Annotated in this window: 16 protein-coding genes; 10 read left to right on the forward strand and 6 right to left on the reverse strand. The window is 69.1% G+C overall.

What is annotated here, in order from left to right; genetic code table 11:
• Position 1 precedes the first annotated feature (1 nt).
• Together glgX and MELE44368_RS19955 are read right to left on the reverse strand one after the other, a co-directional pair.
• Entirely contained in the window at positions 2-2,149 is a 2,148-nt protein-coding gene (gene glgX / locus MELE44368_RS19950) for a glycogen debranching protein GlgX (RefSeq protein ID WP_128110092.1), read from the reverse strand.
• Positions 2,149-4,329, reverse strand: a complete 2,181-nt coding sequence (locus tag MELE44368_RS19955; RefSeq protein ID WP_164890170.1) for an acetyltransferase SucT — start codon at positions 4,327-4,329, stop codon at positions 2,149-2,151. Before MELE44368_RS19955 ends, glgX begins: the two co-directional genes overlap by 1 nt.
• 23 nt (positions 4,330-4,352) lie before the next feature.
• On the opposite strand from MELE44368_RS19955, the gene MELE44368_RS19960 reads away from it, so the two are divergent.
• From MELE44368_RS19960 to MELE44368_RS19975, 4 genes are all read left to right on the forward strand, one after another.
• Complete coding sequence (locus tag MELE44368_RS19960) at positions 4,353-5,645, forward strand: adenosylmethionine--8-amino-7-oxononanoate transaminase (protein WP_128110094.1); 1,293 nt, start codon at positions 4,353-4,355, stop codon at positions 5,643-5,645.
• A 99-nt stretch (positions 5,646-5,744) separates the two neighbouring features.
• On the forward strand, positions 5,745-6,893 hold the full coding sequence (locus MELE44368_RS19965; protein WP_128110220.1) for an 8-amino-7-oxononanoate synthase: 1,149 nt from the start codon (positions 5,745-5,747) through the stop codon (positions 6,891-6,893).
• Entirely contained in the window at positions 6,890-7,558 is a 669-nt protein-coding gene (bioD, locus tag MELE44368_RS19970) for a dethiobiotin synthase (RefSeq protein WP_128110095.1), read from the forward strand. The genes MELE44368_RS19965 and bioD overlap by 4 nt, the downstream gene beginning before the upstream one ends.
• Positions 7,558-8,064: a 2'-5' RNA ligase family protein gene (locus tag MELE44368_RS19975; protein ID WP_128110096.1), complete on the forward strand. Its 507-nt coding sequence runs from the start codon at positions 7,558-7,560 to the stop codon at positions 8,062-8,064. Before bioD ends, MELE44368_RS19975 begins: the two co-directional genes overlap by 1 nt.
• Positions 8,065-8,092: 28 nt before the next feature.
• Here the strand turns inward: MELE44368_RS19975 and MELE44368_RS19980 are convergent, their stop codons facing one another.
• On the reverse strand, positions 8,093-8,683 hold the full coding sequence (locus tag MELE44368_RS19980) for a TetR family transcriptional regulator (RefSeq protein WP_128110097.1): 591 nt from the start codon (positions 8,681-8,683) through the stop codon (positions 8,093-8,095).
• Between the two features lie 70 nt (positions 8,684-8,753).
• Between MELE44368_RS19980 and bioB the strand changes: the two genes are divergently transcribed.
• From bioB to MELE44368_RS19995, 3 genes are all read left to right on the forward strand, one after another.
• Positions 8,754-9,749 (forward strand): biotin synthase BioB, encoded by a 996-nt coding sequence (gene bioB / locus MELE44368_RS19985; RefSeq protein ID WP_128110098.1) that lies wholly within the window; start codon positions 8,754-8,756, stop codon positions 9,747-9,749.
• A gap of 24 nt (positions 9,750-9,773) precedes the next feature.
• Positions 9,774-9,965, forward strand: a complete 192-nt coding sequence (gene bsaP, locus MELE44368_RS19990) for a biotin synthase auxiliary protein BsaP (protein WP_128110099.1) — start codon at positions 9,774-9,776, stop codon at positions 9,963-9,965.
• Positions 9,966-10,058: 93 nt separating this feature from the next.
• A complete protein-coding gene (locus tag MELE44368_RS19995; RefSeq protein WP_241566700.1) occupies positions 10,059-10,709 on the forward strand; it encodes a DUF2567 domain-containing protein in 651 nt (216 codons plus the stop codon).
• On the opposite strand, the gene MELE44368_RS20000 is transcribed toward MELE44368_RS19995, so the two are convergent.
• Positions 10,666-12,003: a lipase family protein gene (locus MELE44368_RS20000; protein WP_128110101.1), complete on the reverse strand. Its 1,338-nt coding sequence runs from the start codon at positions 12,001-12,003 to the stop codon at positions 10,666-10,668. The genes MELE44368_RS19995 and MELE44368_RS20000 overlap by 44 nt on opposite strands.
• Before the next feature lie 34 nt (positions 12,004-12,037).
• Positions 12,038-12,751: an NUDIX hydrolase gene (locus tag MELE44368_RS20005; RefSeq protein WP_128110102.1), complete on the reverse strand. Its 714-nt coding sequence runs from the start codon at positions 12,749-12,751 to the stop codon at positions 12,038-12,040.
• A 66-nt stretch (positions 12,752-12,817) separates the two neighbouring features.
• On the opposite strand from MELE44368_RS20005, the gene nadA reads away from it, so the two are divergent.
• From nadA to nadC, 3 genes are read left to right on the forward strand one after another with little or no spacing between them, the layout of a single operon-like run.
• Positions 12,818-13,843 carry a quinolinate synthase NadA gene (gene nadA, locus MELE44368_RS20010; RefSeq protein WP_206613820.1) on the forward strand — a complete coding sequence of 342 codons (1,026 nt, stop codon included), beginning with the start codon at positions 12,818-12,820 and terminating at the stop codon, positions 13,841-13,843.
• Positions 13,840-15,417: an L-aspartate oxidase gene (locus tag MELE44368_RS20015; protein ID WP_128110104.1), complete on the forward strand. Its 1,578-nt coding sequence runs from the start codon at positions 13,840-13,842 to the stop codon at positions 15,415-15,417. The genes nadA and MELE44368_RS20015 overlap by 4 nt, the downstream gene beginning before the upstream one ends.
• A complete protein-coding gene (nadC, locus tag MELE44368_RS20020; protein ID WP_128110105.1) occupies positions 15,417-16,283 on the forward strand; it encodes a carboxylating nicotinate-nucleotide diphosphorylase in 867 nt (288 codons plus the stop codon). Before MELE44368_RS20015 ends, nadC begins: the two co-directional genes overlap by 1 nt.
• Here the strand turns inward: nadC and MELE44368_RS20025 are convergent.
• Positions 16,280-16,690 carry a nitroreductase family deazaflavin-dependent oxidoreductase gene (locus tag MELE44368_RS20025; RefSeq protein WP_128110106.1) on the reverse strand — a complete coding sequence of 137 codons (411 nt, stop codon included), beginning with the start codon at positions 16,688-16,690 and terminating at the stop codon, positions 16,280-16,282. The genes nadC and MELE44368_RS20025 overlap by 4 nt on opposite strands.
• Positions 16,691-16,692: the final 2 nt, after the last annotated feature.

The following is a 16,692-nucleotide window of genomic DNA, read 5'->3' on the forward strand; positions in this document are numbered from 1 at the left end:
GCTACGCGGTCTTACGCATCACCAGCAGGGACCGTGCCTGCAGTGAGATCTTCTCGCCGGCGTGCACGACCAGATCGCTGGCGCCCGTCGGGTGTGCGGTGTCCAGCGCGGCGGTCCACTGCGCGGCGTAGTCGCCCGCCGGGGTGATGAAGTCCTGCGGCTGGTCGTTGGCGTTGAAGCACAACAGGAACGAATCGTCGATGACGCGTTCACCGCGCGCGTTCGGCGTCGTGATCGCGTCACCGTTGAGAAACACCGCGACGCACTTGCCGAGGCGGTGCTCCCAGTCTTCCGGGGTCATCTCCTCGCCCGCGGGGGTGAGCCAGGCGATGTCACGGATCTGGTCACCGGTGCGGATCGGCTTGCCCTCGAAGAACCGTCGCCTGCGAAACACCGGATGGTCGGTGCGCAATTGCACCACCTTGCGGGTGAACTCCAGCAGGTCGGCGTTTCGTTCGCACAACGACCAGTCCATCCACGAGAGTTCGGAGTTCTGGCAGTAGACGTTGTTGTTGCCCAGCTGGGTGCGGCCGATCTCGTCGCCGTGGCTGATCATCGGCGTGCCCTGCGACACCATCAGCGTGCCCATGATGTTGCGCATCTGTTTGGCCCGCAGCGCCAGAATGTCGGGATCGTCGGTGGGGCCCTCCACGCCGCAGTTCCACGACCGGTTGTGGCTCTCTCCGTCGCAATTGTCCTCACCGTTGGCTTCGTTGTGCTTTTCGTTGTAGGACACCAGGTCGTTGAGAGTGAACCCGTCGTGGCAGGTGACGAAGTTGATGCTGGCACTGGGCCGCCGACCGGTCGCCTCGTAGAGGTCCGAGGATCCGGTCAGCCGCAAGGCGAACTCGCCGAGGGTTGCGGGTTCGCCCCGCCAATAGTCACGCACAGTGTCGCGATACTTCCCGTTCCACTCGGTCCACAAACCTGGGAAGTTGCCCACCTGGTAGCCGCCCTCGCCGACGTCCCACGGTTCGGCGATCAGCTTGACCTGGCTGACGACCGGGTCCTGTTGCACCAGATCGAAGAACGCGCTGAGGCGGTCGACGTCGTAGAACTCGCGGGCCAGGGTGGCCGCCAAGTCGAACCGGAAGCCGTCGACGTGCATCTCCAGCACCCAGTAGCGCAGCGAGTCCATGATCAGCTGCAGCGTGTGCGGGTGGCGCGCGTTGAGGCTGTTGCCGGTGCCGGTGAAGTCCTTGTAGTAGCGCTTGTCCTCGTCGAGCAGCCGATAGTAGGCGGCGTTGTCGATGCCGCGGAAGTTCAGCGTGGGCCCCAGGTGGTTGCCCTCGGCCGTGTGGTTGTAGACCACGTCGAGGATGACCTCGATACCGGCTTCGTGGAACGCGCGGACCATGGCCTTGAACTCCGCGACCGCGCCGCCGGCATGCTTGTTGGCGGCGTACTCGTAGTGAGGCGCGAAGAAGCCGAAAGTGTTGTAGCCCCAGTAGTTTCGCAGGCCCAGATCGATCAGCCGGTGATCGTGGAGGAATTGATGCACCGGCATCAACTCGATCGCGGTGACGTTCAGCGACTGGAGGTGCTCGATGATCACCGGATGCGCCAGCCCGGCGTAGGTGCCCCGCAGGCCCTCGGGTATGCCGGGGTGGGTCTGCGTCATGCCCTGGACGTGTGCCTCGTAGATCACGGTCTCGTGGTAGGGGGTGCGGGGTGCGCGGTCCGAGGCCCAGTCGAAGTACGGGTTGATCACCACGCTGGTCATCGTGTGGCCCAGCGAGTCGACCATCGGTGGGACGCCGCCCGATGCGGGATCCTCGGCGTTCAGGTCGTAGGAGTACAGCGCCTGGGAGAAGGTGAAGTTGCCGTGGAAGGACTTACCGTACGGGTCGAGCAGCAGCTTGCTCGGATCGCAGCGGTGCCCGGACGCGGGATCCCACGGCCCGTGCACGCGGTAGCCGTAGCGCTGACCCGGGGTGACGGTCGGCAGGTAGCAGTGCCACACGTAGCCGTCGACCTCGTCCAGGGCGATCCGCTGCTCGGTGCCGTCCCTGGCGATCAGGCACAGCTCGACCTTCTCGGCGATCTCGGAGAACAGCGAGAAGTTCGTGCCGGCGCCGTCGAAGGTGGCGCCCAAGGGGTAAGGCGCACCGGGCCAGACGGTGGATACCGGTGTGCGCCCGGAGGACATCAGTCAACCCACCAACCGGTGGCGGCGCCCATCTGACGCCCCAGTTCGGTGGTCATGGTCCGCATGTAGGTCGTGGTGAAGTGGTGGGCGTCGTGGTAGACGAGCACGTTGCCCTCCATCACACGGCACACGTCCCTGCGGCACACCGCATCGCTCATGTCCAGCGGGCGCAGGTTCGGGAACCGGGTGAGGTAGTTGAGCGTCGGGTTCCGCGAACTCAGCACGTCGGATCGCTTCATGCCGCAGGACACCGCGGTGCCGCCGTCGGCCAAACAGTCCGCGGCCAGATACGGTTTGCCGTCGTCGCGCACCAGCCACGGGGTGTCGCGCATGGCCAGCACCGGAATGTCGTTGTCCGCGAACGCCTGCCAGATTCCGAGGTAAAAGCTCGGCATCACGTCGCCGGGCTTGATGTTCCACGGCCGGGTGGAGGTGGTGAACACGAAGTCGGGACGGTCGGCGACGAGCTGGGGCAGCACCCGATCGTTCCACTCGCGGCACTCCGGGTACGGCCGGTTGTTGCCCATGACCCGCGGCATCTGCTGGGTGCTCAACGGGCAGCCCATCTTCAGATAGGTGACGACCTTGAAGTTGTGCAGCCGGCCGAGCAGATCCAGGGCGGTGATCCAGTGCTCGGCGTGTGAACCGCCGGCCAGCGCGACGGTGCGGGTGGCGTCCTTGTCGCCGTACGTGCAGTTGATGACGTCGACGCTGTCGAAATCGCTGATACAGCCGTCGTTAGTGGTCTGCGGGATGTCCCTCTTGGCCTCCAGCACCGTGGGACGCATCGGCAGCTTGGGCACGCGGGCCTTCTCGACCAGCGCGCGGGCGCCGGGATAGTCGCGCGACGAAAGACCGGCGAGCTCTTTGCCGCTGGCGCGTTGGACGACGATGTGCTCGCGCCACGTGAACGACGTGGCCGTCAACGCCACGCCAAGCAGCGCGACCACCGAACCGAGCACCATCGTCGGCCTGCGCAGCCGGATCCTGAGCGGCACAACGGGCGCCGTCGACGCCTGCGCGCGGTAGCGCAACGGGTTCTCCACGTACTTGGTGGTCATCCACGCCAGCGCGACGGAGACGAGCAGCACTGCCGCGCCCTCGAAAAAGCCGGCGCTGCTGTGGCCGCTGTAGGCCAGCCAGAAGATCAGCAGCGGCCAGTGCCAGAGGTACAGCGAGTACGCGATGGACCCCAGCCAGACGAACGGCGCGGTGGCCAGCAAGCGATTCGGCGCGGGCATGAGGCCCGCCGTGTGCGGATCGGCGACCCGATTGGCCGCCGACAGGACGAGCAGCATCGTCGCGCCCACCGGCACCAGCGCCCACGGGCCGGGGAACTCGTTGACGCCGTCGATCAGCGCGCCGCAGGACAGGATCGCGCACAGCGCCACCACAGCCACCGTCGTGCGCAGCCACATCGGCCAGCGGACGTAGGGCACCATCGCGCCGACGAGCGCACCCAGCAACAACTCCCACGCCCGCGCGAAGCTGTTGTAGTAGGCGGCCGCCTGGTCGGCGTTGTGGACGATGATCGCGTACACGAACGACGCGACGGTCACCGCGGTCAGCAGCGCGACGAACGCCACCCGCATGTGCCTGCCGAGGACCCGCCGAAACAGATAGGCGAACCCGAAGATCAGGATCAGAAACGCGATGTAGAACTGGCCCTGCACCGACATCGACCAGATGTGCTGCAGCGGGCTGACGGACTCCCCGGCGCGCAGATAGTCCGCGGCGCTGTTGGCCAGTTCCCAGTTCTGGAAGTAGCCGAGGCTAGCCAGGCTCTGATCGGCGAACGCCTCCCACCGGGTCTCGGGCTGGATGAGGATCGTCAGCACCGCCGCGCCCGCGAGCACCACCACCAACGCGGGCAACAACCGCCGCACCAGCCGCGTCAACTCGGGTACCGGCGACAGCGACGCGGCGGGCGTCATCGCCGCGCGCAGCAGACGCCCCCCGAAGAAGAACCCCGACAACGCCAGGAAGACGTCCACGCCGCCGGACACCCGGCCGAACCACACGTGAAACAGCGCGACGAGAAGGATTGCGATTCCGCGTAGTCCGTCGAGGTCGTGGCGGTAGAACCCGGAGTCGCGCGCGCTCGTCCTGGTCGTGGTCGCACGCGGGAACGGTCCCGGGCCGGTGACGGGCGCCGGCCGGGGAGGGGCGAGGGTCATCATGGTCGCCCGATAATCTACCGAAGGTGCCGGAAATGACGCCTGCCGAGATCAGCAGGATCGACGCCGCGCACGTCTGGCATCCCTACAGCACGATCGGTGCAGGCGCACAGGCTCCCATCGTCGCCGTCGGTGCCCGCGGCGCCTACCTGACCCTGAACTACGACGGCCGCGACGTCGACGTCCTCGACGCGATGGCGTCGTGGTGGACCGCCATCCATGGCCACGGCCACCCCGTGTTGGATGCGGCGATCACCGAGCAGCTGGCCACCATGAACCACGTCATGTTCGGCGGGCTGACCCACGAACCCGCTGCGCGCCTGGCCCAGTTGTTGGTCGAGCTCACCCCCGACGGCCTCGACACCGTGTTCTTCAGCGACTCCGGCTCGGTGTCGGTGGAGGTGGCGGCCAAGATGGCGCTGCAGTACTGGCGCAGCATCGGCCGCGGCGCCAAACACCGGCTGATGACGTGGCGGGGCGGCTATCACGGCGACACCTTCACGCCGATGAGCGTGTGCGACCCCGACGGCGGCATGCACGAGCTGTGGACCGACGTGCTCACCCAGCAGGTGTTCGCGCCGCAGGTGCCGTCCGACTACGACCCCGGCTACAGCGAGGCGTTCGAGAAGCAGCTGGCCGAGCACGCCGCCGAGCTTGCCGCCGTGATCGTCGAACCCGTCGTGCAGGGCGCGGGCGGTATGCGGTTTCACGACCCGCGCTACCTGACCGACCTTCGCGAGATCTGCGATCGCCACGACGTGCTGCTGATCTTCGACGAGATCGCCACCGGCTTCGGGCGCACCGGCGAGATGTTCGCCGCCGACCACGTCGGCGTCACCCCGGACATCATGTGCGTCGGCAAGGCGCTCACGGGCGGCTACCTCACGCTGGCCGCCACCCTGTGCACCCGCGACATCGCGCACACGATCAGCACCAACGAACCCGGCGCGCTGATGCACGGCCCGACGTTCATGGCCAACGCGCTGGCGTGCGCGGTCGGGGTGGCGTCCGTCGAAGTCCTGCTCAGCGACGACTGGCGGGCGCGGGTGGCGGCCATCGAGGACGGGCTGCGCTCGGGGCTGGCGCCCGCCGCGACGCTTCCCGGCGTCGCCGACGTGCGGGTGCTGGGGGCCATCGGCGTGATCGAGATGGACGCGCCCGTGGACCTGCGGCGGGCGACACCCGTCGCGATCGAGTACGGGGTGTGGCTGCGCCCGTTTCGCAACCTCGTCTACGTCATGCCGCCCTACATCTGCACGGCCGAGGAGGTCGCGCAGATCTGCTCGGCGATGATCGCCGTGGCCCGTGCACTAACCTGAACGGTGTTCAATGCTCGGCTCGCCGAGGTGTTCAATTCTCGGCTCGCCGAGGTGTTCAATGCTCGGCTCGCCGAGGTGTACAAGTCTCCGGAGGTGCCCGTGACCCGCGCAGGGCTTTCGCCGCTGGCGTGGCTCGACGACGTCGAGCAGCAGCGCCGCGACGCCGGGCTGCGGCGGTCACTGCGCGCCCGGGCACCCGGGGCCGCCGAGGTCGACCTGGCATCCAACGACTACCTCGGGCTCGCGCAGCATCCCGACGTCATCGACGGCGCGGTGGCCGCATTGCGCACCTGGGGCGCCGGATCGACCGGCTCGCGGCTGGTCACCGGCAACACCGAGCTGCACGAGGCGTTCGAGACGGCGCTCGCCGACTTCGTCGGCGCGGAATCGGCCCTGGTGTTCTCGTCGGGTTACACCGCCAACATCGGCGCGGTGGTCTCGCTGTCCGGACCCGGGTCGCTTCTGGTGTCGGATGCGCTGACGCACGCGTCGCTGGTCGACGCCTGCCGACTGTCGCGGGCCAGGGTGGTGGTGACCCCGCATCGCGACGTCGCCGCGGTGGAGGCGGCGCTGGCGGGCCGCGACGAGGAACGCGCGGTCGTGGTCACCGACTCGGTGTTCTCCGCCGACGGTGTGCTCGCCCCGCTGCCTGCGCTGCACGACGTCTGCCGCAGGCACGGGGCGCTGCTGATCGTCGACGAAGCGCACGGGCTGGGGGTACGCGGAATCGGCGGCCGCGGCCTGCTGCACGAGGTCGGGTTGGCCGGGACGCCCGACGTCGTGATGACAACGACGCTGTCGAAGGCGCTCGGCAGCCAGGGCGGCGTCGTGCTCGGACCCGCCGCGGTGCGCGACCATCTCATCGACGCGGCGCGGCCGTTCATCTTCGACACCGGCCTCGCCCCCGCGGCGGTGGGGGCGGCGTGGGCCGCGCTGAACGTATTGATCGCCGAGCCGTGGCGCGCCGAGGCGGTGCTGGCCCACGCGCAGACGCTGGCGTCGGTGTGCGACGTGTCGCCGCGGCCGGAGTCGGCGGTGGTTTCGGTGATCCTCGGTGAGCCGGAAGTCGCGCTGGCCGCTGCGGTGGCGTGCCTGGACCGCGGGCTGCGGGTCGGCTGTTTCCGCCCGCCGACCGTGCCCGCGGGCACCTCGCGGCTGCGGCTGACGGTTCGGGCGTCGCTGTCCGAGGACGAGATGGCGCTGGCGCGTGCGGTTTTGACCGACGTGCTCGACCACGCCCGCCGGTGAGCACGCTCGTCATCACCGGGACCGACACCGGTGTCGGGAAGACGGTGACCACCGCGGCGTTGGCATGTGCGGCGCGGCTGGCCGGTATCGACGTGGCGGTGTGCAAACCCGTGCAGACCGGAAGCTCGCACGACGACGACCTCGCCGACGTGGCGCGGCTGTCGAGGGTCACCGCGTTACACGGCGGGTGGCGCTACCCCGAGCCGCTCGCACCCGTCGCCGCCGCGCACCGCGCGGGCACGCGGCTTCCGACCCGCACGGAGCTGGTCGACTCGATACGCGACGTCACAGCGCAACTCGTTCTGGTCGAAGGCGCGGGCGGGCTGCTCGTGGAGCTCGCAGAGGGCGGCGCGACCCTGCGTGACGTGGCCCGCGACCTGGGCGCGCCGGTGCTCGTCGTCGCCGCTGCCGGGTTGGGCACGCTCAACCACACCGCACTGACCCTGGAAGCTCTTGATGGGCAAGGCATTCCATGCGCCGGATTGGTCATCGGCGGGTGGCCGCAGGCGCCTGGTCGCGCCGAGGAGGGAAACCGTGAGGCATTGGCGGCGTTGGCGCCGCTGCGCGGTGTGCTGCCCGCGGGCGCGGGGGCGTTCAGCGCGGCGCAGTTCGAGGCCATGAGCGCGACGGCCTTCGACACCGACTGGATCTCCGGGCTGGCGTGATGGTTCATTCCGTCGAATTGGTCTTCGACCCCGACACCGAAGCGGTGATTCGGGATATCTGGGACGCGTTGCGCGCCGCGGGGATTCCGAGCCAAGCGCCGGCCAGCAGACCGCATGCCACGCTGACGGTCGCCGAGCGGATCGACCCCGCGGTCGACGAGTCGCTGTCTTCGCTGACGAATCGGTTCCCGATGCCGTGCACCATCGGGGCGCCGCTGTTCTTCGGCCGCGCCAAGGCCGTGCTCGCCCGTCTGGTGGTGCCCACCGCGGCGCTGCTCGACGTGCACGCCGAAGTGCATTCCCGGTGTATGCCGCACCTGCACCCGGGCCCGATGGCCAATGCATTGCCCGGCGCATGGACCGCGCACGTGACCATGGCGCGTCGCGTGGTGCCCGCTCAGATGGGCCAGGCGGTGCGGATAGCGGGGAAACCGGCCGAGATCAAGGGCGCGATCGTGGGGTTACGTCGCTGGGACGGCGATACCAAGCGCGAGTTCCCGATTTGAGCAGGGCCCGCCGCCGCCGAACGTGCGCTCATGTTCGAGAAATCGGCGAATCTTCGCACATAAGCGAACGTTCGGCGACGCGGATGCCGTCGACGAGCACCCCCAAGCCAAAACGGAACCGCGCGTCGGCGTCGTCGGCGAGCACCGACTGCTCGTCGGGCAAGTCCGCCCCGGCGGCGTCCCACTGCAGCCGGGACTGCTCGTCGACGGTGAAACCCAGCACGTAGTAGACGACGGTGCGGGCCGCTAGTTCGGCGTGCGCCGCGTCAAGGCCCGTTTCGCCCGCCGCGGCGGCGAGCGAGGTCAGGACCTGCTTCATCACCTCGGACTGACCGGCGGCGAAGCTGGCCGACACCAGCTCGGCGCCGTCGGTGTGCGACAGCAGGGCGTTCCGCAGCCTGGTGCACACGTCGACGACACCCACCGCGGACGGCACGCCGTCGAGCACCCGGTCGGCCACGGCGCCGAGCAGTTCCTGCTTGTTGGCGAAATGCCAGTACAGCGCGCCGGGGGACACGTCGAGCTCACGGGCCAGCCGGCGCATCGTCAGGTCGGCCAGTCCGTAGTCGTCCAGCAGCGTGGCCGCGGTCTCGACCACGTCGCGTTTGGTCAGCTGCACGCCCGTACCCTAGCCTGAACACCGTTCAATTGTCGGCCCGCCGACGTGTTCAAGTGTCGAGAGGTGATCCGTGAGCGACATTCTGGTTCAGGCGCGCGAGCAGGTGCTTGAGGGCGGCGAAGGCCTCGACCAGGAGCAGACGCTGCAGGTGCTGCAGCTGACCGACGACCGGCTCGACGACCTGCTGTCGCTGGCCCACGACGTGCGGATGCGCTGGTGCGGTCCCGACGTCGAGGTCGAAGGCATCATCAGCCTCAAGACCGGCGGCTGCCCGGAGGACTGCCACTTCTGCTCGCAGTCCGGGCTGTTCGCCTCGCCGGTGCGCAGCGCGTGGCTGGACGTGCCGAGCCTGGTGGAAGCCGCCAAGCAGACGGCCAAGACCGGTGCGACGGAGTTCTGCATCGTCGCCGCGGTGCGAGGCCCCGACGAGCGGTTGCTGGCTCAGGTCGCCGCCGGCATCGAGGCCATCCGCAACGAGGTCGACATCCAGATCGCCTGCTCGCTGGGCATGCTCACCAAGGACCAGGTCGAGCAGCTGGCCGAGATGGGCGTGCACCGCTACAACCACAACCTGGAGACCGCCCGCTCGTTCTTCACCAATGTCGTCACCACCCACACCTGGGAAGAGCGCTGGGACACGCTGCAGATGGTCCGCGAAGCCGGCATGGAGGTCTGCTGCGGCGGCATCCTCGGCATGGGCGAAACCCTCGAGCAGCGGGCCGAATTCGCGGCCAACCTCGCCGAGCTCGACCCCCACGAGGTGCCGCTGAACTTCCTCAACCCGCGCCCCGGCACCCCGTTCGGTGATCTCGAGGTGCTGCCTGCCTCCGAGGCGCTCAAGGCGGTCGCCGCGTTCCGGCTCGCGCTGCCGCGCACCATGCTGCGGTTCGCGGGCGGTCGGGAGATCACGCTCGGCGACCTCGGCGCCAAGAAGGGCATCCTCGGCGGCATCAACGCCGTCATCGTCGGCAACTACCTGACCACGTTGGGTCGCCCGGCCGAAGCCGACCTGGAACTGCTCGACGATCTGCAGATGCCGATCAAGGCACTCAACGCCACCATCTGAGCCCGGCCTGTCAGACTTCATCCGATGGCGTTCAACGTCTACACCGGCGAGCCCGACGGCACCGCGATGCCGCCCGCGGCCCAGTTGGGCCTCGAGCCGCCCCGGTACTGTGCCGAGTGTGGTCGCCGGATGATCGTGCAGGTGCGTCCCGACGGTTGGTCGGCCAAGTGCTCGCGCCATGGTGTCACCGACTCCAAAGACCTGGAGCTGCGATGAGCGCTTGCGCGAAGAGCCGAGAGATGCGATGAGCGCTTGCGCGAAGAGCCGAGAGATGCGATGAGCGACGCGCCCGAAGAGCAGAGAGCTGCGATGAACGACGCGCCCGAAGAGCAGAATTCCCTTGTTGCACCGAGGATTTCACGAACCCGGGCGGCGCTGACCGTCGTCGTCGGCTTGACGGCGGCCGGGGTGGCGGTCGGGGCGCTGTGGGCGTGGCTGGCCCCGCCGATCCACGGTGTCGTCGCGCTCACCAAGGACGGCGACCGGGTCCGGGCATACCTCGGCAGCGAAGGCGACCACTTCTTCACCGCGGCGTTTCTGCTCCTCGGCATGAGCAGCGTGGTCGCGGTGGTGACCGCGGTGCTGGTCTGGCAGTGGCGCGCCCACCGCGGCCCGACGATGGCGTCGGCGCTGGCCATCGGCTCTGCGGCAGGCGCTGCTGTCGCGGCCGCCGTGGGGGCGGTGTTGGTGCGGCTGCGCTACGGGGTCATCGACGTGGCCGCCGCGCCGATCTCACCCGAACACCGCGTTCACTATGTCGTCGAGGCGCCGCCGGTCTTCTTCGGGCACTCGCCGCTGCTGATCGCGTTGACGATCATGTTTCCCGTGGCCTCGGCGGCGCTGGTGTACGCGCTGATCGCCGTCGCCACCCAGCGTGACGACCTGGGCGCGTGGCCGCCGGTCGACGACCGGCAGGTCACAGCGGACGGCGCTCTACTCTCCGCCCCGTCATCACCTTGACCGCGATCTTGACCAGCCGCGCCATCCCGACGTAGGTGATCGGGTTGAACAGCGTCGGCCACGTCGTCCGCACCAGGTGGTCGTTGACGGGCTTGCCTTCGAACCGGTCGATCAGCCAGCGCAGCGCCATCGGTGCCGACATCGGGTGCAGCAGCATGTGTTCGCTGAACATGTCGCGGTGGTAGGTCACCGACGCACCGCCGGACTGGTACGCGTGGGCGAGCTCGTCGATATCGTCGACGGACACGATCCGGTCATGCACCGCCTGCACGACCAGCACTGGGGGCGTGGGCACCGCGGTGCCGAGCTTGATGCTGTCGAACACGTGCTTGACCTCGGGCGTGTCGAGGATCGTCTCCAGCGGCGGGTCGACCAGCTGGTCCATGTCCATGCCGGCGAGCCGGAGCACCGCATGCGCGGTGGTCATGTCCTGCACCCGCAACAGCATCGCCTTGCCCTCGTCGGTGGCGTGCTGCTGGATGACTCGGTGCAGGTCGGGATAGACATGCGACAGTGCCGCCACCACCATCGCGGGCAGCCCGGCGTAGAAGCTGCCGTTGAGCCTGCGGAAGGCGCTGCCGAGGTCGGCGACCGGTGAGCCGAGCACCGCGCCCACGATGTTGAGCTCGGGTGCGTACTCGCCACACATCTCGGCGGCCCATGCGGACGCCAGACCGCCGCCCGAGTAGCCCCACAGCCCGACCGGCGCGGACTCATCGAGGCCGAGGCGCTCGGTGCTCACCGCGGCGCGCAGGCCGTCGAGGATGCGGTAGCCCGGCTCATACGGGGTGCCCCAGATGCCGCGAGAGCCCTCGTGGTCGGGCACCGACACAGCCCAGCCCTCGGCCAGCGCCGTGGCGATCAGGAAGAACTCGAACTGCGCGAGCGCCCCCGCTGCCACGGCCTTGCGGCGCAGGGCATAGGACGGGAAGCAGCGCGACGTCACCGCGTCGATCGCGCACTGGTAGGAGATGACCGGCAGCACGTCGCGGCCGGCGCGCTGGGCGGGCACGATCACCGTGGTGACACTGGCCTCCGGGTCCCCGTTGAGGTCCGTGGTGCGGTACAGCAGCTGGGTGGCGGTGAACTTCTGCGGAATCAACCCGAGAAACGCCAGCTCGACGTCGCGGCTGCGCAGCACCGTGCCCGGCACCGCATGCTGGAAACCCGCCGGAGGTTCGTAGAACGGGTCGTCGGCGGGCAGCTTGGGACGGCGACCGCGCACCAGCTCCTCGTGCGGAGCATGGCCGATCCACTCGGCACCTGCTGCCGGCGCGACGCTGCCAAAGTTCATTCCGCCATTCATACCTTAAGAAAGCCCTAAGAAGCTAGTCCGGCTCGGCGGGTGGTCGCAGTGCGGCGAACTCGTCGGTGACGCGGTAGCGCGCGTCGGCGAACTTGTACAGGGCGGCGGGCCTGCCGCCGCTGCGCCCCGACCGCGCGGTGGTGCCGGTGCGGGTGATGACCTTGCGCCGTTCCAGCACGCGTTGCAGGTTCGTGGCATCGACCTGATGGCCGAGCGCGGCGTGGTAGATGTCACGGAGCGTCGACAACGCGAATTCGGTTGGCGCCAACGCGAATCCGATGTTGGTGTAGGACAGCTTGGCGACCAGCCGGGTGCGGGCGTGCTCCACCATGGGCCCGTGATCGAACGCCATTGGCGGCAGGTCGGCCACCGGGTGCCAGCGGGTGTCCGGCGGCAGTTCGGGCGTCGCGGGGGAGGGCACCAGGCCGAGGAAGGTCGACGCGATGGTGCGCACCCCGGGCACCCGGTGCGGGTCGGAGAACACCGCGAGCTGCTCGAGGTGAGCAATTTCACGGAGGTCGACTTTTTCGGCAAGCTGGCGTGAAACGGAGCTGGTCAGGTCCTCATCCGCGCCGAGCCGACCGCCGGGCAACGACCACTTGCCCCGCTCGGGATCCAGTGCCCGCTGCCATAACAGCACGTGAAGCGCCGGCTTCGTGGTTTCGTCCTGGGGCGCAACCCCCCGAACCTGGAACACGACGGCGAGCACTTCGTGCGCGGTGTTACCATGGCTCATGTTTTCGATTATAAGTCGAAAACCCCGATACGGGATGGAGGAGACACCGTGACGGTTCTCGACCGTATGCCGGCCGACAATCTGGCCAGCCGGATCACCGATGGGCCGACCGGCTACTCCGGCGTCGACGGCGACGAGGAATGGGCCGCCGAGATTCGTCGGCTGGCCGATCTTCGGGGCGCGACGCTGTTGGCGCACAACTACCAACTGCCGGCCATCCAGGACGTCGCCGACCATGTCGGTGACTCATTGGCGCTGTCGCGCATCGCCGCCGAGGTGCCCGAGGACACCATCGTGTTCTGCGGCGTGCACTTCATGGCGGAGACCGCCAAGATCCTGTCCCCGGACAAGACCGTGTTGATTCCGGACCAGCGTGCGGGCTGCTCGCTGGCCGACTCGATCACCGCCGACGACCTGCGGGCCTGGAAGGCCGAACACCCCGGCGCGGTGGTCGTCTCCTACGTCAACACCACCGCGGCGGTGAAGGCCGAGACCGACATCTGCTGCACGTCGTCCAACGCGGTCGACGTCGTCGAGTCGATCCCGGCCGACCGTGAGGTGCTCTTCTGCCCGGACCAGTTCCTCGGCGCGCACGTCCGGCGGGTGACCGGGCGCGAAAACATCCATGTGTGGGCCGGCGAGTGCCACGTGCACGCCGGGATCAACGGCGACGAGCTCGCCGACCAGGCCCGCAACCACCCGGAGGCCGAGCTGTTCGTCCATCCCGAATGTGGTTGCGCCACTTCGGCGTTGTATCTGGCCGGTGAGGGATCGTTCCCCGAGGACCGGGTGAGGATCCTGTCGACCGGGGGCATGCTGGAGGCGGCTCGCGACACCGGCGCGCGCCAGGTGCTGGTGGCCACCGAGGTCGGCATGCTGTACCAGTTGCGCCGCGCGGCACCGCAAGTCGACTTCCAGGCCGTCAACGACCGGGCGTCGTGCAAGTTCATGAAGATGATCACCGCCGCCGCCCTGCTGCGTTGTCTGGTGGAGGGCAAGGACGAGGTCGACGTCGACCCCGAGACGGCCCGGCTGGCGCGGGCCAGCGTGCAGCGCATGATCGAGATCGGCCAGCCCGGCGGCGGCGAATGACGCGTCCCGTGGCCTGCGGCTCCGGGCCGTGGCCGGGCCATTGGCAGCAACGCGCCGACGTCGTCGTCATCGGCACCGGGGTCGCCGGCCTCGTCGCGGCCCTGGCCGCGCACCGTCACGGTCGAAAAGTCATGGTGCTGAGCAAGACCGACCAGTTGTGGGGGACCACCGCCACCTATTTCGCCCAGGGCGGCATCGCCGTGGTGTTGCCGGAGGCGCTACGTGAGGACGGCGACTCGATCGAGGCGCACGTCTCCGACACGCTCGCGGCCGGCGCGGGCGTGTGCGACCCCGAAGCGGTCCGCTCGATCGTCGCCGACGGCCACCGTGCGGTCAGCGAACTGGTCGGTGCGGGAGCCCGGTTCGACGAAAGCGCCGCGGGGCGTTGGTCGTTGACCCGCGAGGGCGGCCATTCGCGACGGCGCATCATCCACGCCGGAGGGGACGCGACCGGCGCCGAGGTGCAGCGCGCCCTCAACGGCGCCGCTTCCGTGTTGGACATCCGGCACAACCACACAGCGATCGAACTGCTCTGTGACGGCGACGCGGTCACCGGCGTGCTGGTGCTGAGCGACGACGGCCCCGGCGTCGTGCACGCACCTTCGGTGATCCTGGCGACCGGGGGACTGGGGCACCTCTACTCGGCCACCACCAATCCGGCAGGGTCGACGAGCGACGGTGTGGCGCTGGCGATATGGGCCGGGGTGCCGGTTGCCGACCTGGAATTCGTCCAGTTCCACCCGACCATGCTGTTCGACCGGAACGCCGGTGGCCGACGGCCGCTGATCACCGAGGCCGTTCGCGGTGAAGGTGCCGTCCTGGTCGATTCCCGTGGCGATTCGGTCACCGAAGGGGTGCACCCGCTGGGCGATCTGGCGCCGCGCGACGTGGTGGCAGGGGCGATTCACGCCCGGCTGGAGGAGACCGGCGACGAGTGCGTGTACCTCGACGCGCGCCGGATCGGCAATTTCACCGCCCGGTTTCCGACCGTGACCGCCGCGTGCCGGGCGGCGGGCATCGATCCGACCGTCGAGCCGATCCCCGTGGTGCCCGGTGCGCACTACAGCTGCGGCGGCGTGATCACCGACGTGCACGGGCGCACCGAGATGGCGGGGCTGTTCGCGGCCGGCGAGGTGGCGTGCACCGGAATGCACGGCGCGAACCGGCTGGCGTCCAACAGCCTGCTCGAGGGGTTGGTGGTCGGCGGACGTGCCGGAAAGGCCGCCGCCGCACACGCTTTGGCAGCCGGCCCGGTCACGGCGCAGCGGCCCGAACCGGCGCCACGCCGCGCGCTGCGGCGGGCAGACCTGCAGCGGGCGATGTCGCGGTACGCCTCGGTGATGCGCGATGGCACCGGTCTTGGCGTGCTGGCGAAGGAACTGGACTGCGCGCCGCACCGAATTCTCCGCTCGCGCACCGATTTCGAGGATGCCGCACTGACCACCACCGCGGGCGCCGTGGCTGCGGCCGCATCGGCTCGTACCGAGTCCCGCGGTTGCCATCACCGGCGGGATTACCCGGCCTCCGATCCTGCGCTGGCGCGCAGCCTCGTCGCGGCGGTGGCGTGCTGCTGATGGAGCTCACCGCCGACGAGTTGACCGAGGCGCGCAGGGTGATCGCCCGCGCGCTCGAAGAAGACCTGCGCTACGGGCCGGACGTCACCACGCTGGCGACGGTGCCCGCCGACGCCACGACGACGGCGTCGATGGTCGCACGCGAGGCGGGAGTGGTCGCGGGCGTGGATGTCACGCTGCTGGTGTTGGACGAGGTGCTCGGCGCCGACGGCTACCAGGTGAAACATCGCGTGCCGGACGGGGCGCGGCTGGAACCCGGCGCCGTGGTGCTGGCGGTGGAGGCGCCCACGCAGGACCTGCTGACCGCCGAGCGGACGATGTTGAACCTCGTCTGTCACCTCTCGGGAATCGCGACCACGACCGCGGCGTGGGTGGACGCGGTGTCCGGTACGAAGGCCAAGATCCGCGACACCCGCAAGACGCTGCCGGGCCTTCGGGCCCTGCAGAAGTACGCGGTGCGCGTCGGCGGCGGTGTCAACCACCGCATGGGGCTGGGGGATGCGGCGCTGATCAAGGACAACCACGTGGCGGCCGCCGGTTCGGTGGTCGCCGCGCTGCGGGCCGTTCGCGCCGCGGCGCCGGAGCTGCCCTGTGAAGTCGAGGTCGACTCGCTCGAACAGCTCGATGAGATCCTCGGCGAGGATCTGGGTGACGAAGCGCTGGTGCTGCTCGACAACTTCCCGGTGTGGCAGACGCAGATCGCCGTCCAGCGACGCGATTCGCGTTCGCCGGCAACCAAACTGGAGTCCTCAGGCGGATTGTCGCTGGCGACAGCGGCAGAGTACGCGGGCACCGGCGTGGACTACCTGGCCGTCGGCGCCCTCACCCACTCGGTGTCGGTTCTCGACATCGGCCTGGACCTCTAGTCGACGTCGGCGACGAGCACACCCATCTTTCGCGACTGCAGGCGTGCCATGAACGGAAGGCCTTCGGCGTCGCCGCCTGCGGGCACGATCCGCGGGTTGCTGATGTGCACTGTGCGCGAACCGAAGTCCACCTCGGCCTCGCCGGCGGCGAGCACGTTCTTCACCCAGTCCGTCTTGCCGTGGCCGAGCACGATGGCCAGCGTGTTGCCCTTGCGGAACGGGGTGACCAGGGTTTCGTAGGGCTTGTTCGACTTGCGTCCGCGATGTCTGATCTTGGCGACCCCCGGCATGAACCGCGCGATCCGCTTGACGACCGGATTCATGTACTTGATCTGCAGGCGCTCGAACGCCGGCGGATACACCATCGGGACACCCGGGGCGTGGTTGGGATGATCCTTGGCGGCCATGA

This window comes from Mycolicibacterium elephantis DSM 44368, assembly GCF_004014805.1.
GTDB lineage: Bacteria > Actinomycetota > Actinomycetes > Mycobacteriales > Mycobacteriaceae > Mycobacterium > Mycobacterium elephantis.